16 protein-coding genes are annotated in these 14,756 nt (G+C 72.8%); 10 read left to right on the forward strand and 6 right to left on the reverse strand.

Features of this window, described 5'->3' with window-relative positions; all coding sequences use genetic code 11:
- The first annotated feature begins 19 nt into the window (after positions 1 to 19).
- Positions 20 to 1,186: a xylose isomerase gene (xylA, locus tag OG956_RS31675; protein ID WP_330341432.1), complete on the forward strand. Its 1,167-nt coding sequence runs from the start codon at positions 20 to 22 to the stop codon at positions 1,184 to 1,186.
- Positions 1,187 to 1,254: 68 nt separating this feature from the next.
- Here the strand turns inward: xylA and OG956_RS31680 are convergent, their stop codons facing one another.
- On the reverse strand, positions 1,255 to 2,595 hold the full coding sequence (locus OG956_RS31680; protein WP_330341433.1) for an esterase-like activity of phytase family protein: 1,341 nt from the start codon (positions 2,593 to 2,595) through the stop codon (positions 1,255 to 1,257).
- A gap of 384 nt (positions 2,596 to 2,979) precedes the next feature.
- Between OG956_RS31680 and OG956_RS31685 the strand changes: the two genes are divergently transcribed.
- Positions 2,980 to 3,162, forward strand: coding sequence for a hypothetical protein (locus tag OG956_RS31685; protein WP_330341434.1), 183 nt, complete (start codon positions 2,980 to 2,982; stop codon positions 3,160 to 3,162).
- Between the two features lie 306 nt (positions 3,163 to 3,468).
- Here OG956_RS31685 and OG956_RS31690 read toward each other — a convergent pair whose 3' ends face one another.
- Positions 3,469 to 4,326, reverse strand: a complete 858-nt coding sequence (locus OG956_RS31690) for a hypothetical protein (protein WP_330341435.1) — start codon at positions 4,324 to 4,326, stop codon at positions 3,469 to 3,471.
- A 143-nt stretch (positions 4,327 to 4,469) separates the two neighbouring features.
- Entirely contained in the window at positions 4,470 to 4,766 is a 297-nt protein-coding gene (locus OG956_RS31695; RefSeq protein WP_443065627.1) for a hypothetical protein, read from the reverse strand.
- A gap of 98 nt (positions 4,767 to 4,864) precedes the next feature.
- Between OG956_RS31695 and OG956_RS31700 the strand changes: the two genes are divergently transcribed.
- On the forward strand, positions 4,865 to 5,770 hold the full coding sequence (locus tag OG956_RS31700) for an oxygenase MpaB family protein (protein WP_330341436.1): 906 nt from the start codon (positions 4,865 to 4,867) through the stop codon (positions 5,768 to 5,770).
- Positions 5,771 to 5,835: 65 nt separating this feature from the next.
- On the opposite strand, the gene OG956_RS31705 is transcribed toward OG956_RS31700, so the two are convergent.
- Positions 5,836 to 6,444: a class I SAM-dependent methyltransferase gene (locus OG956_RS31705; RefSeq protein WP_330341437.1), complete on the reverse strand. Its 609-nt coding sequence runs from the start codon at positions 6,442 to 6,444 to the stop codon at positions 5,836 to 5,838.
- 151 nt (positions 6,445 to 6,595) lie between these two features.
- On the opposite strand from OG956_RS31705, the gene OG956_RS31710 reads away from it, so the two are divergent.
- The 5 genes from OG956_RS31710 (at position 6,596) to OG956_RS31730 (ending at position 11,597) form a co-directional block, all read left to right on the forward strand.
- On the forward strand, positions 6,596 to 7,369 hold the full coding sequence (locus tag OG956_RS31710; protein ID WP_330341438.1) for an MHYT domain-containing protein: 774 nt from the start codon (positions 6,596 to 6,598) through the stop codon (positions 7,367 to 7,369).
- A gap of 48 nt (positions 7,370 to 7,417) precedes the next feature.
- Positions 7,418 to 9,934 (forward strand): sensor histidine kinase, encoded by a 2,517-nt coding sequence (locus OG956_RS31715; protein ID WP_330341439.1) that lies wholly within the window; start codon positions 7,418 to 7,420, stop codon positions 9,932 to 9,934.
- Complete coding sequence (locus tag OG956_RS31720) at positions 9,931 to 10,368, forward strand: roadblock/LC7 domain-containing protein (RefSeq protein ID WP_330341440.1); 438 nt, start codon at positions 9,931 to 9,933, stop codon at positions 10,366 to 10,368. The genes OG956_RS31715 and OG956_RS31720 overlap by 4 nt, the downstream gene beginning before the upstream one ends.
- A gap of 18 nt (positions 10,369 to 10,386) precedes the next feature.
- Complete coding sequence (locus tag OG956_RS31725) at positions 10,387 to 10,797, forward strand: DUF742 domain-containing protein (RefSeq protein ID WP_330341441.1); 411 nt, start codon at positions 10,387 to 10,389, stop codon at positions 10,795 to 10,797.
- 197 nt (positions 10,798 to 10,994) lie between these two features.
- Positions 10,995 to 11,597, forward strand: coding sequence for a GTP-binding protein (locus OG956_RS31730; protein ID WP_330341442.1), 603 nt, complete (start codon positions 10,995 to 10,997; stop codon positions 11,595 to 11,597).
- Positions 11,598 to 11,606: 9 nt separating this feature from the next.
- Here OG956_RS31730 and OG956_RS31735 read toward each other — a convergent pair whose 3' ends face one another.
- Positions 11,607 to 12,035: a PPOX class F420-dependent oxidoreductase gene (locus tag OG956_RS31735; RefSeq protein ID WP_330341443.1), complete on the reverse strand. Its 429-nt coding sequence runs from the start codon at positions 12,033 to 12,035 to the stop codon at positions 11,607 to 11,609.
- Positions 12,036 to 12,126: 91 nt separating this feature from the next.
- Between OG956_RS31735 and OG956_RS31740 the strand changes: the two genes are divergently transcribed.
- Both OG956_RS31740 and OG956_RS31745 read left to right on the forward strand, forming a co-directional pair.
- Positions 12,127 to 12,540, forward strand: a complete 414-nt coding sequence (locus OG956_RS31740; protein WP_330341444.1) for a roadblock/LC7 domain-containing protein — start codon at positions 12,127 to 12,129, stop codon at positions 12,538 to 12,540.
- Positions 12,541 to 12,666: 126 nt separating this feature from the next.
- The gene (locus OG956_RS31745) at positions 12,667 to 13,788 is read left to right on the forward strand and encodes a DUF6397 family protein (protein ID WP_330341445.1); all 1,122 of its coding nucleotides are present in this window, start codon (positions 12,667 to 12,669) and stop codon (positions 13,786 to 13,788) included.
- 93 nt (positions 13,789 to 13,881) lie between these two features.
- Here the strand turns inward: OG956_RS31745 and OG956_RS31750 are convergent, their stop codons facing one another.
- Positions 13,882 to 14,748: an acyl-CoA thioesterase gene (locus OG956_RS31750; protein ID WP_330341446.1), complete on the reverse strand. Its 867-nt coding sequence runs from the start codon at positions 14,746 to 14,748 to the stop codon at positions 13,882 to 13,884.
- Between the last annotated feature and the right edge of the window lie 8 nt (positions 14,749 to 14,756).

A 14,756-nucleotide genomic window follows, 5' to 3' on the forward strand; every position in this document is an offset into this window, starting at 1 on the left:
CGCAGCAAGGAGCCGTCGCATGAGCTACCAGCCCACCCCCGAGGACAGGTTCACCTTCGGTCTGTGGACCGTCGGCTGGCAGGGGAGGGACCCCTTCGGTGACGCCACCCGCGGCGCCCTCGACCCGGTCGAGACGGTGCAGCGCCTGGCCGAGCTGGGTGCCTACGGAGTGACCTTCCACGACGACGACCTGATCCCCTTCGGGTCCTCGGACAGCGAGCGCGAGTCGCACATCAAGCGGTTCCGGCAGGCCCTGGACGCCACCGGCATGACCGTGCCGATGGCCACCACCAACCTGTTCACCCACCCCGTCTTCAAGGACGGCGCGTTCACCGCCAACGACCGCGACGTGCGCCGCTACGCGCTGCGCAAGACCATCCGCAACATCGACCTCGCGGTCGAGCTGGGGGCCAGGACGTACGTCGCCTGGGGCGGGCGCGAGGGCGCCGAGTCCGGCGCCGCGAAGGACGTGCGCGCGGCCCTGGACCGCATGAAGGAGGCCTTCGACCTGCTGGGCGAGTACGTCACCGCCCAGGGCTACGACATCCGCTTCGCCATCGAGCCGAAGCCGAACGAGCCGCGCGGCGACATCCTGCTGCCCACCGTCGGCCACGCGCTGGCCTTCATCGAGCGCCTGGAGCGCCCGGAGCTGTACGGCGTCAACCCCGAGGTCGGGCACGAGCAGATGGCGGGCCTGAACTTCCCGCACGGCATCGCGCAGGCCCTGTGGGCGGGCAAGCTGTTCCACATCGACCTCAACGGCCAGTCCGGCATCAAGTACGACCAGGACCTCCGCTTCGGCGCCGGCGACCTGCGGGCGGCGTTCTGGCTGGTCGACCTGCTGGAGAGCGCCGGCTACGAAGGTCCGCGCCACTTCGACTTCAAGCCGCCGCGCACCGAGGACCTGGAGGGTGTGTGGGCCTCGGCCGCGGGCTGCATGCGCAACTACCTCATCCTCAAGGAGCGCGCCGCGGCCTTCCGCGCCGACCCGGAGGTCCAGGAGGCCCTGCGCGCCTCCCGCCTGGACCAGCTCGCCCAGCCGACGGCCGCGGACGGCCTGGAGGCGCTGCTCGCCGACCGCGCGGCCTTCGAGGACTTCGACGTGGATGCGGCCGCCGCGCGCGGGATGGCGTTCGAGCGTCTCGACCAGCTCGCCATGGACCACCTGCTCGGCGCCCGGGGCTGAGCGCACCGAGGGCCGGGGTGCGGCACCCGCCGAAACCCCGGCCCTCGGTAAGCTCTCGTTCGGCCTGCTCACAGACCCTTGGGCAGCCGGACGTACACGACGGTCGTCCTGATCCCGCTGTCGACGAGCCGGCCCTGCCCGTCGAAGGCCCCCGCGCCGTCGGTCATACCGAAGTCGTTGTCGTTGACGAGGGCGAGCGTGTCGTGGTCCACGCGCGCGATGCCCTCGATTTTCTGCGGCACGCCGTCGACCGTGTTCAGGTCCACGACGAGCCGCTTGGAGAGCACCGGCACACCGGCGGACGCCGGGTCGTCCAGCTGCTCCAGGGAGGGCGAGGTCGAGTCGTCGTCCCAGGGCCCGCCGAGAATGCTCGACGTGCGATCCAGCCGGACGAGTTGCAGCCGGGCCGCCTTGTCCGTGCGCTCCTCGACGAGGAGCCGGTCGCCGCCCACGGCCACGACGGAGGAGATCTTCAGCTCGGAGGTGTCGTCCTCGCCCGGGTCGACCACGTTCACCGGGTCGAACCGATAGGCGTACTCGGCGGTGACGGCCTTGGCGCGCGGCGAGAAGCGCAGCAGCCGCGTGGTGCGCGAGGCGTTCCCGGTGCCCGCGTCCGGCAGTGACAGGGGGCTCTGCAGGGCCATCACCAGGTCGCCGCCGGGAAGCTGCGCCAGCCCCTCGAACCCCCGGTTGGCCTTGCGGTGCAGGAAGACCGACGGCAGCGCCTCCACCACCGGGTAGTCCGTGCCGGTCAGGCCGAGGCCCTCGGGCACGTACCGGGTGAGCACCTCTCCGCGCGCGGAGACGTGGACCAGCGAGGGACCGTACTCGTCGACGAGCCAGAAGGTGCCGTCCGCGGCGCGCACGATGCCCTCCGTGTCGAGCCCGTCCGGGTCGTACGGCAGCGGAGTCTTCGCGTCGTAGGTGTACGGCGCCTCGTCCCGGCCCCGCTGGTCGGGCAGCCCGGTGACGGCCTTCCCGGAGGACGTCGTCAGCGGGATCGCGTCGATGACCTGCACCGTGTCCTGCGAGACCCGGATCCGCACGATCGCCGGATCGAATCCCGGCACCGGGAACGTGCGGCGCTTGGCGCCGTCGACCTTGATCTGCCCGTTGGGGCCTCGGTCGGTCACCGTCCAGAACTCGCCCTCGCGGCCCGCCGGGTACATGTCGCTGCCGATGCCGCCGAGCTTCACCCCGTGGTCGTCGTCGACGCTGCCCGGCAGCAGGGCGTTGCTGAACGCGCCGAGCGGGATCTCGCCGAGCGTCGCCGTGCGGACGACGCGGACGTCCGGGGACGGCGCCGCCGCGACCGTTCCCGCGGCCACCAGGGCCGCGGCCACAGCCAGGGGCAGGCCCCGGGCGACGGAGCGGGGGATGCGGCGCCGGCCGGAATCAGGGGTGGGCATCGGGCCTCCTGAGGGACAAGTTCCTTGACTGCGGCCAGATTTGGGCCCCATGAGGAACTCCGCACGACATCGGCATGAACGGCCGGCGTCGGCCGCTCGTCGGATCACCGAGGTACCGCGCGTCGACAGGGCGGCGGAACCGCGGCGTCATGATCCGGGCCGTTTCACAATCTGTTCGAGTGGTGGCCGTGCTTCAGGGCGTACGCGAGGACCCTGTGTGACGGTCGGGGAGGGAGCGGCCGCGTCCCGACCTGCCGCAGCAGGCGGTCTCATCCACTAGGGGCGGGCCTCAGGGACGTCTCAGGGGCGGAACGTGGAACCGCGGGGGGCGGGGGGCCGTTTCCAGTGCAGAGAGCGGCGGAGGCCGCGAAGGAGGCGACGCTCATGTCCAACACAGCGAAGATCGCCGTTGGGGGAGTGGCGGTCGGGCTGCTCCTGCTGATCTGGCTGCCCTGGTGGGTGGCATTCCTGATCGTGGTGGGCGTTCCGGTGGCCGGGTATCTGGCGCTGGACCCCGCGCAGCGGCGCAGGCTCCGCAGGGTCACCCGTAAGGAGCTGGGCCGCTGAAGGGGCGGCGGACGCCGTAGAGGGCCCTGCCGGCACCTCACGCCGCCTTGCGCGCCGGACGGCCGTCCGGCGCGGGTGGCGGTCCGGTCCGCGGTGGCGGCGCTCGTCGCCGGGGTGCGGGAGACGGGGGAGGCTCCGGTTCCGCACGGGCGGGGTGCGGTGCGGGAGGCGCCGGTTCCGCGCGGGCGTCACCTGGCCGCGAGACCGGCCTGAGGCCCCGGACGCCGCCCGCCGTGGACGGACGGCGGCGCCCGGTGTGTCAGTCACTCGGGACCGGCGGGGCGGCGAGCCGGGTCCCGCGCGGCTTCAGAGGGGCCGTACGGCCATCTTGTCGAGTGCCTCCAGCAGGCCCGGCAGTTCGGGCCCCCGCCCCACCGGCAGCACCTCGCCGGGCTCTTCGTCGAGCAGGACGAAGGCGATGTCGTCGGTGCGGGCCACGATCGACCAGCCGGGGCCGTCGGCGCGCAGCGTACGGGCGTCCCCAGGGGCGAACGACGAGCGCACCCGGCCCAGCGGCGGCGGCGAGTCGACATAGGCGCGGGCCTCCGCGAGCACCCGCCTGACTCCCCGGTGGCCGCTCTGCGGCACGGACTGCCCGCCCTCCGGCGACGACACCTCGGCCTTCTCCCGCGCCTCCTGCTCGTCCCCGTCGGGCGTGGAGAACTGCGCGTCGTCGATCTGCTCCCGCCACTTCGCCCACTGCAGGGCTATCTCGTCGGCGCCCAGCCGCCGCTGGGCCGGTCCCCAGGAACTCGTGTCCGGCGGCCTCAGGGCGGGCCGGTCCGCCACCTCGGGATCGGGGTCGTGCGGGGCGGGGACACCGGGAGCCGCGACGGCGACGGCCAGCGGCCAGCCCGGCAGGGCGGCCACGACCGCGCGCTCGTCCGGGGACAGCTCGTACTCCATGCCGCAGTCCCAGGACGCGATCGCCACGGCGACCAGCGAGACGTCGTCGATCACGACCGTCCACCGCGCGCCCGTGCCGTCCTGGCCCAGCACCAGGCCGTACCCGTCGGCGAGGGGCGCGAGACCCAGCGCCGCGCACGCCTCCGGATAGTCGTCGCCCAGCACGCTCGGAAACTGCGCAGGCGTCAGCAGCACCGCCGTCAGCACGTACAGCGCATCGTCCGCGGCGGCGCCGGCTTCGTCGTCGGCTCCGGCCATCCCTGCCTCCCAGTGGTTCGTCCAACGGCGCGCACCCTAGTGCGAGCGGAAGCCGCTTGTCACGACTCCTCACACCACGCGGACCTGCAGGTTTCCGCCTGGACGGGGGCGAAACGACCACGGTGGGCCCGAGGCCCGTCCACTCAGCCCGTGGGGAGTCCGAGCAGATCGCGGGCCACCGACGCGGGCGACTGGTCGCGCTCCCGGGCCAGCGCGACGACGGCCCGGCAGGCGAGTTCGCTCACCCCGAACGACAGCGCTTCCGGCGGCACCCAGCCCGCCGCCTCCTCGATCCGGTCCTGATCGTCCTCCGCGCGGGCCACGACATAGGCGGCCGCGGCTTCGAACAAGTTGTGCGCGCGCCTTTCCCGGGTGCCCGCCGGCCGCGCGTGCGCGGCGGTGCGGAGTCTGGCGGCGTACTTGCGTATCAGGCCGAACACGCGGACCACCCTCCCCCCGAACGGGGTCGTCGTCGATCGCTCATCTGCTCCCTTTCAACGTAGAGTTGGACTTTCTGCGGCAGAAGGGGGACGACGCAGTGAAGCGTTTCGAGCGGCTCGGACAGATCCGCCGGCTGGACCCGGTGGCGGACGCGCTGGAGATCTACCGGCTCAGCGTGGCGTTCGAGTTTCCCTGGGACTACACCCGCGCACTGGAACTGGCCCTGTACCGCACCTACGCCGTGCCGAGCATCGGCCGGCTGCTCGCCGAGACGGCGGAGCTGACCGAGCGCACCCAGAAGCGGTACGACGACACCGTGCTGCTCCTCGACACGGTCGTCGAGCACGGCTTCGCCAGCGCGCAGGGGCGCACCGCGATCCGCCGCATCAACCAGATGCACCGCAGCTACGACATCAGCGACGACGACATGCGGTACGTGCTGAGCACCTTCGTGGTGATGCCCAGGCGCTGGATCGACGCCTACGGCTGGCGGCGCCTGTCCGGGCACGAGATCGTCGCCGCCACCGAGTACTACCGCACCCTCGGCCGGCACATGGGCATCCCCGGAATCCCCGCGACCTACGAGGAGTTCGAGGAGCTGCTCGACGCGTACGAGAAGGAGCACTTCGCCTGGGACGAGCGGTCCCGGCGGGTCTCCGACGCCACACTCGCCCTGATGGCGTCCTGGTATCCGCGCCCGCTGGCACCGTTGCTGCGCACCGCGACGCTCGCCCTGCTCGACGAGCCGCTGCTGCGCGCGTTCCGCTACACCCCGCCCGGCGCGGCGACGACGGCGCTGGTCCGCCGGGCCGTACGCGCGCGCGGCCGGCTCGTCCGGTTGCTGCCGCCGCGCCGCTCGCCGCACTTCGCACGCCAGAACTGGGAGGTCAAGGGCTATCCGGACGGCTACCGGGTGGCCGACCTGGGCACCCGGCCGGTTCCCGGGCTGCGCGGCTGCCCGGTGCGGCACCGGGGCGCCTCAGCGGGCGACGTCGCCGAGTGAGGCATAACCCCGACGCCTTCGCGGCGGCCATCGCCGGCACGGACTGACCCGGCCGGACCTCGGTGCTATGACGAGCGGCCGTCGCGCACCGCGACCGCGAGGAAACGTGCGTCCTCGTCGACGTACGACGTCATGCGCCACCCGGAACGCCCCAGCAGCGGACGGAGGTTGTGCTCGGCACGCAGATCGTCCGGGGTGATCCGGCGGCCATGGCGCGCCGCCAGCGCCGCCCGTCCTATGGGATGGAACAGCGCGAGCACGCCGTCGGGCCGCACGACACGGGCCAGTTCCCGCAGGTTCTGCTCCGGCCGCGGCAGATGGGAGATCAGGCCGGCCGCGAACACGGCGTCCAGCGCCGCCGACCGCAGCGGCAGCGCGGTGACGTCCGCGAGCAGCAGCCGCCCCTCCCGGTGCCGGCGGGCCCGCACGGCGGCGTCGAGCATCGCCGGCGTCAGGTCGGCGCCGAGCACCACCCCGGAGGGACCCACGGCGGCGCGCAGCGCCGGCAGGGCGCGTCCCGTGCCGCAGCCGGCGTCCAGCACCCGGTCGCCCGGCCGCAGCCCGATGTCGGCGACCGCGGCCTTGTAGGCGGGGCCGTCGCCGGGGAACCGGCTGTCCCAGTCGGCCGCGCGTGCGGTGAAGAACTTCTGCACATGTGTGTGGTCGTCGCTCATGGCCGCATGATTCCTCACCGTCGTGGGGGATCCATAGGTGCACATGTTCGGGCCGGACCCGGTCGTTCCGTCGCATCCGGGCGTCATATTCCAACAGCTTTCGAAATGCGCCCCCTGTGTGCCCCCGTGCCCCCCCTAGCGTCCCTTGGCCATGGGACACCTGGACCACGCCGCTTTCGGCTGGCTGACCCCCGTGCTGTCGTACGTCATGGCCTGCACGGGCGCCGCTCTCGGTCTGCGCTGCACCGTCCGCGCGCTCGCCACCACCGGCCGCTCACGCCGGAATTGGCTCATCACCGCCGCTTCCGCCATCGGCACCGGCATCTGGACCATGCACTTCGTGGCCATGCTCGGCTTCCGCGTGAGCGGCACCGACATCCGCTACGACGTGCCGCTGACCATCCTCAGCCTTCTCGTCGCCATGGCCGTCGTCTGCGCCGGCGTCTTCACCGTCGGCTACAGCCGTGACCGCAACCGGGCGCTCGTCTTCGGCGGCCTCACCACCGGGCTGGGCGTCGCCAGCATGCACTACCTGGGCATGGCGGCCGTGCGGCTGCACGGCGACATCAGGTACGACCCGGTCCTCGTCGGCGTGTCGGTGCTGATCGCCGTCGTGGCGGCGACCGCGGCCCTGTGGGCCGGCCTCAACATCAAGTCGCCCCTCGCGGTCACCGTCGCCTCCCTTGTCATGGGAGCGGCCGTCAGCAGCATGCACTACACCGGGATGTTCGCGGTGAGCGTGCGTGTCGACCCCTCCGGCGAGCCCCTGCCCGGGGCCACGGCGATGCAGTTCATCTTCCCCCTCGCCGTCGGCCTCGGGTCCTACCTGTTCATCACCTCCGCCTTCGTCGCGCTCTCACCCACGGCCGACGAACGGGAGGCCTCCGCCTCCGCCCAGCGGCCCGTCGAGAGCATCGCCCGCTAGCGGGAGCCCGAAGAGCGCGCCCCGACCCACGTCCCGAGCGAGGAGGCCATGAGCCCACCCCGTACCAGCCCGAAAGCCGGCGCCCCCGCGCACCCGCCGCGCGGCCGCCGCGCACACGCCGGACCACCCGCCGCCGAAGGAGCCGGCCGTCCGCTCGGCACACCCGCCGCCACGGCACGCACGCGCGGCGAGCGCATGCGTCTGCGCCCCCGCACCGTACGCGCCAAGGTGGTCAGCCTGCTGATGGTGCCCGTCGTCTCCCTGCTCGCCCTGTGGGGGTACGCCACCGTCACCACCGCCCAGGACGTCGCCCGGCTGCGGCAGTCCCAGCGCGTCGACGCCGAACTGCGCACCCCGCTGGCCGCGGCCGTCACCGCCCTCAAGGCCGAGCGCACCGCGGCCGTGCGTCACGCCACCGCGCCCGGCGCCGACGGCGGCGACCTGCAGGCTCTGGCCGCCCGCACCGACCGGGCGGTGGCCAAGCTGCGGCTCGGCGGCGACAACACCGTCGCGGACAGCGAGGATCTGCCCGCGGGCGTCTCCAGGCGCCTCGGCGCCTTCGTCACCGGTGCCGAGCACCTGCGCGCCCTGCGCACCGCCGTGCTCGACCGCAGGGCCGGCTGGGACACGGTGTACGCGCAGTACACGAAGGCCATCGGCGCGGCCTTCGCCGTGGACGGAGCCCTCAGCGGCATCCAGCGGGCCGACATCGGCTCCGACGCGCGCGTGCTGCTCGAATTCAACCGGGCCGCCGAGGCGCTGGCCCAGGAGGACACCCTGATCGGCACCGGCCGGCTGCAGGGCCAACGGCTCCGCCTGTTCGACGCCGCGGTCGCCGCGCGCCGCACCCTCACCGAGGCCGCCGTCGCCGACCTGCCCGACGCCCAGCGCGCCGCCTGGCAGAACCTCGCCGACAGCGACTCCTACACCGCGCTCGGCACCGCGGAGGACAAGGTCACCGCGTCGGGGGCGAGCGCCGGAGCGGCCGATACGGCTGCCTGGAACGCCGCTCGCGCGCGCGTGCAGGACGGGATGCAGGGCATCGCGGCGGACACCGGCCGCGCCGTCGCGGGCCGCGCCGACCCGGTCACGAGCGGACTGCTCAGCACCGCGGGCGCCGCCGTGCTCCTCGGCCTGGTCGCCGTCGCCGCCTCCCTCGTCATCTCCGTCCGCATCGGCCGCGGCCTCGTGATCGAACTCGTCAGCCTGCGCAACGACGCCCTGGAGATCGCCCGCCGCAAACTCCCCGAAGCGATGCGCAGACTGCGCGCCGGCGAGGAGATCGACATCCAGGCCGAGGCGCCCGCCGGACCACCCGCCGAGGACGAGACCGGTCAGGTCTCGGAAGCCCTGACAACCGTCCACCGCGCCGCCCTGCACGCCGCCGTGGAGCGCGCCGAACTCGCCAGCGGCATTTCCGGCGTCTTCGTCAACCTGGCGCGCCGCAGCCAGGTGCTGGTGCACCGCCAGCTCAGCCTCCTGGACAGCATGGAGCGCCGCTCGGATGACCCCAACGAGCTGGGCGACCTGTTCCGGCTGGACCACCTCACCACGCGCATGCGGCGGCACGCCGAGAGCCTGATCATCCTGTCGGGCGCCGCGCCGGGGCGGGCCTGGCGCATGCCGGTGTCCCTGACCAACGTCGTACGGGCCGCCGTGTCCGAGGTCGAGGACTACGCGCGCGTGGAGGTGCGTCAGCTCCCCGAGGCCCGCGTCATCGGCGCCGCCGTCGCGGACCTCACCCACCTGCTCGCCGAACTCGTCGAGAACGCCGCGCAGTTCTCGCCTCCCCACACACGCGTGCGCGTCACCGGCGAACCCGTCGGCAACGGCTACGCCCTGGAGATCGAGGACCGGGGGCTCGGCATGGGCCCCGACACCCTCGCGGAGGCCAATCGCCGTATCGAACAGTCCGAGGCCCTCGACCTGTTCGACAGCGACCGGCTCGGACTCTTCGTGGTCAGCCGCCTCGCCTCCCGGCACGGCGTCAAGGTGCATCTGCGGACCTCTCCCTACGGAGGCACCACCGCCGTCGTCCTGCTGCCCACTGCCCTGCTGCACGGCGGTGCGGCCGAACACACCTCCCAGCACGGCGAGCAGGCCCGCCACGAGCGGGAACCCGAGTACGCGCGCGTGCCCCGCACGAGCGAGCGCCAGGAGCCGGTCGCCGCGCTGACGGACCGGCCCGCCCTCGCGGCCACCGCGCCCGGCCCGTACGGCGCCGCCGACCAGCCGGGCCCGCACGCGACCGCCGACGAAACCCCGCCCCCCGGAGTCACCACCTTGCGGCTGCACCGACCCTCCGGCGACTCCGAGAACACCGACGACCTCCCACGCCGGGTGCGCCAGGCGAACCTCGCCCCCCAGCTCCGCAAGCAGCGCCCCGAAACACCCGCACCGGAAACCGCACGGCACAACGACGAACGGCGCACCCCCGAACTGGTACGCGACCGCATGGCGGCCTACCGCGACGGATGGGTCCGCGGCGGCGGCAGACAGCCCGGCCGCGGCGCCGACCCCGCTCCCGGAGCGGGCACGCACAGCAGCGAAGGAGACCCGGCATGATCCAGGACCCGAACTCGAGGGCCGGACAGCGCTCCGGCGAACTGGACTGGTTGCTCGACGACCTGGTGACGCGCGTCAGCGAGGTGCGGCACGCCGTCGTCCTCTCCAACGACGGGCTGGCCGTCGGCGCCTCCACCGGCCTCGCCCGGGAGGACGCCGAGCACCTCGCGGCCGTCGCCTCCGGCTTCAACAGTCTGGCCAAGGGCGCGGGACGGCACTTCGGAGCGGGGGGCGTGCGCCAGACGATGGTCGAGATGGACGACGCGTTCCTCTTCGTCGCCGCCGCAGGCGACGGCTCCTGCCTGGCCCTGCTCACCGCCGTCACCGCCGACATCGGACTGGTCGCCTACGAGATGGCCCGCCTGGTCAAGCGGGTCGGCGAGCACCTCTACACGCCGCCGCGCGTCGTCGCGCAGCCGCCCGCGGCCGGATGACCCCGTAAGGCGGCGCCGATGAACGAGAACCAGAGCGGCCCGTGGGAGCCGCCGGGCAGCCAGTGGTACGACGGCGAGGCCGGACCACTGGTGCGCCCCTACGCGATGACGGGCGGGCGCACCCAGCCGGGCCCCACAGGGGTGCGCTTCGACCTGATCGCCCTCGTCACCCTCGATCCCGCGGCACCGGCACTCGACGACCTCGCGCTCGGCCCCGAACACCGGACCCTGATCGAACTGTGCCGCACCGAGACGCAGTCCGTCGCCGAGCTCGCCGCGGACGCCGACCTTCCGGTCGGTGTGGTCAGGGTGCTCCTCGGCGACCTCCTGGAACTCGGCTGCGTGGTCATCAGCCGTCCCGTGCCGCCGGCGCACCTGCCCGACGAGCGGATTCTCCGCGAGGTCATCGAGGGGCTGCGAGCGCTGTAGATGAACGTTCCGAAGCCGCCGTGCGCCGCGCCGCGTCCTGTCCGTGCTCCTTTGGCCCCCGACCGGACGCAGGCCGGTCAGATCAGGTGGTTTTTCCGTCCAACCATCCCCAGAGCCCGCTTCGTTGCCATGATGCTGCCTTCGCGCCCGCAGCACCCGGACGCGGACCGCAGCCGGTCCTCCCGAGAGAAGTGATCATGCTCACCGAGACTTCCGACGCCGCCGGCGACACCTCCGCCCTGGCACTGAAGATACTGGTCGCCGGCGGGTTCGGAGTCGGCAAGACGACCCTGGTCGGGGCCGTCAGCGAGATCCGGCCGCTGCGCACCGAGGAACTCCTCAGCGAGGCCGGGCAACTGGTGGACGACACCGACGGCGTGGACCAGAAGGTCACCACCACCGTCGCCATGGACTTCGGACGGATCACCATCCGCTCCGGTCTGTCGCTCTACCTCTTCGGCACGCCGGGACAGGACCGCTTCTGGTTCCTCTGGGACGAGCTGTCCCAGGGTGCCCTCGGCGCCGTCGTCCTCGCGGACACCCGGCGCCTGGAGGACTGCTTCCCCGCGGTCGACTACTTCGAGCACCGGCGCATCCCGTTCGTGGTCGCCGTCAACTGCTTCGCGGGAGCCCGCAGCTACGGCGCCCACGACGTCTCCCGCGCCCTCGATCTGGACAGCGGCACCCCCGTGGTGCTGTGCGACGCACGCGACCGGGACTCCGGCAAGGAAGTCCTGATCCGGCTCGTGGAGTACGCCGGGCGGATGCACACCGCCCGGATGCTGGACTCGGTCGGTTGAACCGTCCCCTCAGGCCGCCAGGTCCTTCACGGCCACCACCTGGTCGACCGGCACGCGGACCAGCAGCTCACCCGGAACGCCGTTGCGGGCGCCGTACTCCTCGGCGAGGTCCTCGCCCATGTACCGGGCGGCGATCCGGGTGGCCCAGTGCCGCAGCTCGGCCAAGTCCTCCGACAGCCGTGCCCGGCCGTTCAGCACCACGAAGTGGAAAGGCGGCCGGTCGTCGTCCACGCACAGGGCCACGCGCCCGTCGCGGGCGAGATTGCGCCCTTTAACCGATTCCTTCCCGGTGTTGAAGACCAGTTCGTCACCGTCCAGCAGAAACCAGATCGGGGCCACGTGAGGGCTCCCATCGGCGCGAACGGTGGACAGTTTGCCCGTCCTGGTGCCGTGCGAGACGAAAGCCCGCCATTCCTCATCGGTCATCTTCTGTGCCATGCGCCCATCCTGCTTGCCCGTACGCCGGACCTGGGGAAGGCTGGCGGAGAGTTCCTCCAGCCAGGGGGAGACATCACACGGGGAGACGGAGATGGCGCAGAACCAGGGACTCGGCTGGCTCCTGGACGATCTGACCGAGCGGGTGGACGACGTGCGGCACGCGCTGGTCCTGTCGAACGACGGCCTGGTCACGAGCGCGAGCACGGGACTACGCCGAGAGGACGCCGAGCACCTGGCCGCCGTCGCGTCCGGGCTGCACAGCCTGGCGAAGGGATCGGGACGCCACTTCGGCGCCGGCAGCGTACGCCAGACCATGGTCGAGTACGACGACGCGGTCCTGTTCGTGACCGCGGCCGGCACCGGAAGCTGTCTGTGCGTGCTCAGCGCGGCCGAGGCCGACTTCGGCCAGATCGCCTACGAGATGACGCGGCTCGTCCATCGCGTCGGCGAACACCTCGGCGTCGACGCCAGGCAACCGGAAAGAGCCCCCATCGCAGACGCCTGACCAGCGGCTTCTTGTCCTTGCGCGGAGTTATCCACAGGGCTGACACGCTGTGCGCCGTTATGGCTACGGTGGGTGCACGGCGTACACGCAGGGTGTGTGCCGATGACTCCACGGGGGAGTACGACCATGTCGTCCAGCACCAGCGGTCAGTCCCGCTCCGCCACCTGCACGCCGAGCCACGCCGCCCGGGAACTCGGCCTCAAGCGGGGGGAGTTCGATCTCGCCGTGCACCTCGGCCTTGTCCGGACCGTGCCCGACGAGGGCGGGGGAGGGACCCGGAGGGTGGAGCGGTCCGAGATCGACCGTCTTCGCGCACAGGAGGACCACCCGGAGACGCTGCGCGAGCGGGTGCGGGTGGTGGGCACCGCCGAAGGCGCCGCGCTCATGGAGATCCCGGTCGGGCGGTTCAGCCGCCTCGCCCGTCTGGGCCTGCTCGTGCCGGTGAAGTGGTATCTGAACCGCTATCGAGCCGTCGTCTGGCTCTATCTGGCGGAGGACCTGCGGGAGTTCGTCTCCGACAGCCGCAACGCGCACCTGCTCAAGGGACGCACGCCCGAGAACCTGCGCGGCCAGTTGGATGCCGGGGTGGACCTGCGTGCCCGCAACTGGCGGGGCCGGCACCTCGGGTTCCTGCTGCGCCAGGCCGAGGACCCGTGGGTGCGGGCGGGAGCCGTGGCCGCCTTCCTCTCGCCCGTCGAGATCGCCGACGTCGTCAAGGATCCCTATGAGCGCGCCTGTCTGCACCGGTTCCGGCCCGCACCACCCGGCCAGGGCGCTCCGGGATCGCCTGCCGCGCATCTCGTCGAGCGGATCACGACCGCGCAGGACGCGGACGAGATCGAGTGGCTGCGCAGCGATCTGGCCCATGTGCTGCGGGAGGCCCGCGCTCTCACACCGGCCCCGCGTCCCGCGCCCCGCAGTGCGGCCGCCCCGGTCCGCCGAGCGGCAGCACGGCCCATTCCGCCCATGGCTCCCACGGTCACACGGCCGGTGGCGCCGGCGGCACCTGCCTCGGCGGCGCCCCGTGACAACCCGTCGGCGCCCGAGCCGCGGCCGGACCGGTCCGAGCCGGCGGGCGAGCCCGTGAGCCGGGCGCTCGCATGGCATGGCGCGCCGGTGATGCGGGCGGCTGCTCCACCTGCGAGGCCCCAGCGGGACAACCGTCGCGGCGAACGGGCCCCGAGCCGCCCCACCCGCGGTCTGCGGGCCTGGCTGCGGCGCAGAAGTCCCCGCCCCGCGCGGCTCTGAGTCACGCGGCCGCGGACGATCGCCCGCAACACCCGCATCCCGCTGTCCCGTGCGCGGCGGCGAACGCCGCCCGCCGAGTGCCACGCCGGTCCGTCACAGGGACCTGAACAGGCCTTCCTGGACGACCGAGACGAGCAGCCGGCCCTGCCGGTCGTAGATACGCCCGCGAGCCAGGCCCCGGCCACCGGTGGCGATCGGCGACTCCTGGTCGTACAGGAACCACTCGTCCGCGCGGAACGGCCGGTGGAACCACATGGCGTGGTCCAGTGAGGCCATGTCGAAGTTCCGCGGGCCCCACAGGGGTTCGACCGGGATGCGGACCGCGTCCAGCAGGGTCATGTCGCTGGCGTAGGTCAGGGCGCACGTGTGGACCAGCGGATCGTCACCGAGCGGTCCGACCGCGCGCATCCACACGGCGCTGCGCGGCTCGGCCCCCTCGATCTCCTCGGCGTTCCAGCGCAGCCGGTCGACGTAGCGGATGTCGAAGGGCTGGCGGCGCGCCATTCGCTCCAACTGCTCCGGCAGCGCGCCCAGATGCTTGCGGACCTCGTCGGAGACCGTCGGCAGCGACTCCGGGTCCGGCATGTCGCGGGCCGGCGGCAGCTGGTGCTCGAACGGTCCTTCCTCAGGCTTGTGAAAGGAGGCGGTCAGATTGAAGATCGTGCGGCCCTGCTGCACGGCCGTGACCCGGCGTGTGGTGAACGACCGGCCGTCGCGGACCCGCTCCACCTGGTACACGATCGGCACGCCCGGCCGGCCCGGGCGCAGGAAGTACGCGTGCAGCGAGTGCACCGGGCGGTCGCCGTCCGTGGTGCGGCCGGCGGCGACCAGCGCCTGGCCCGCCACCTGGCCGCCGAACACCCGCTGCAGCGACTCCTGCGGGCTCCGGCCACGGAATATGTTGACCTCGATCTGCTCCAGGTCGAGCAGGTCGACCAGCTTTTCGGCCGGGTTCGTCATCGATCGAG

Origin of the sequence: Streptomyces sp. NBC_00557, from assembly GCF_036345995.1 — a bacterium.
Classification (GTDB): Bacteria; Actinomycetota; Actinomycetes; order Streptomycetales; family Streptomycetaceae; genus Streptomyces.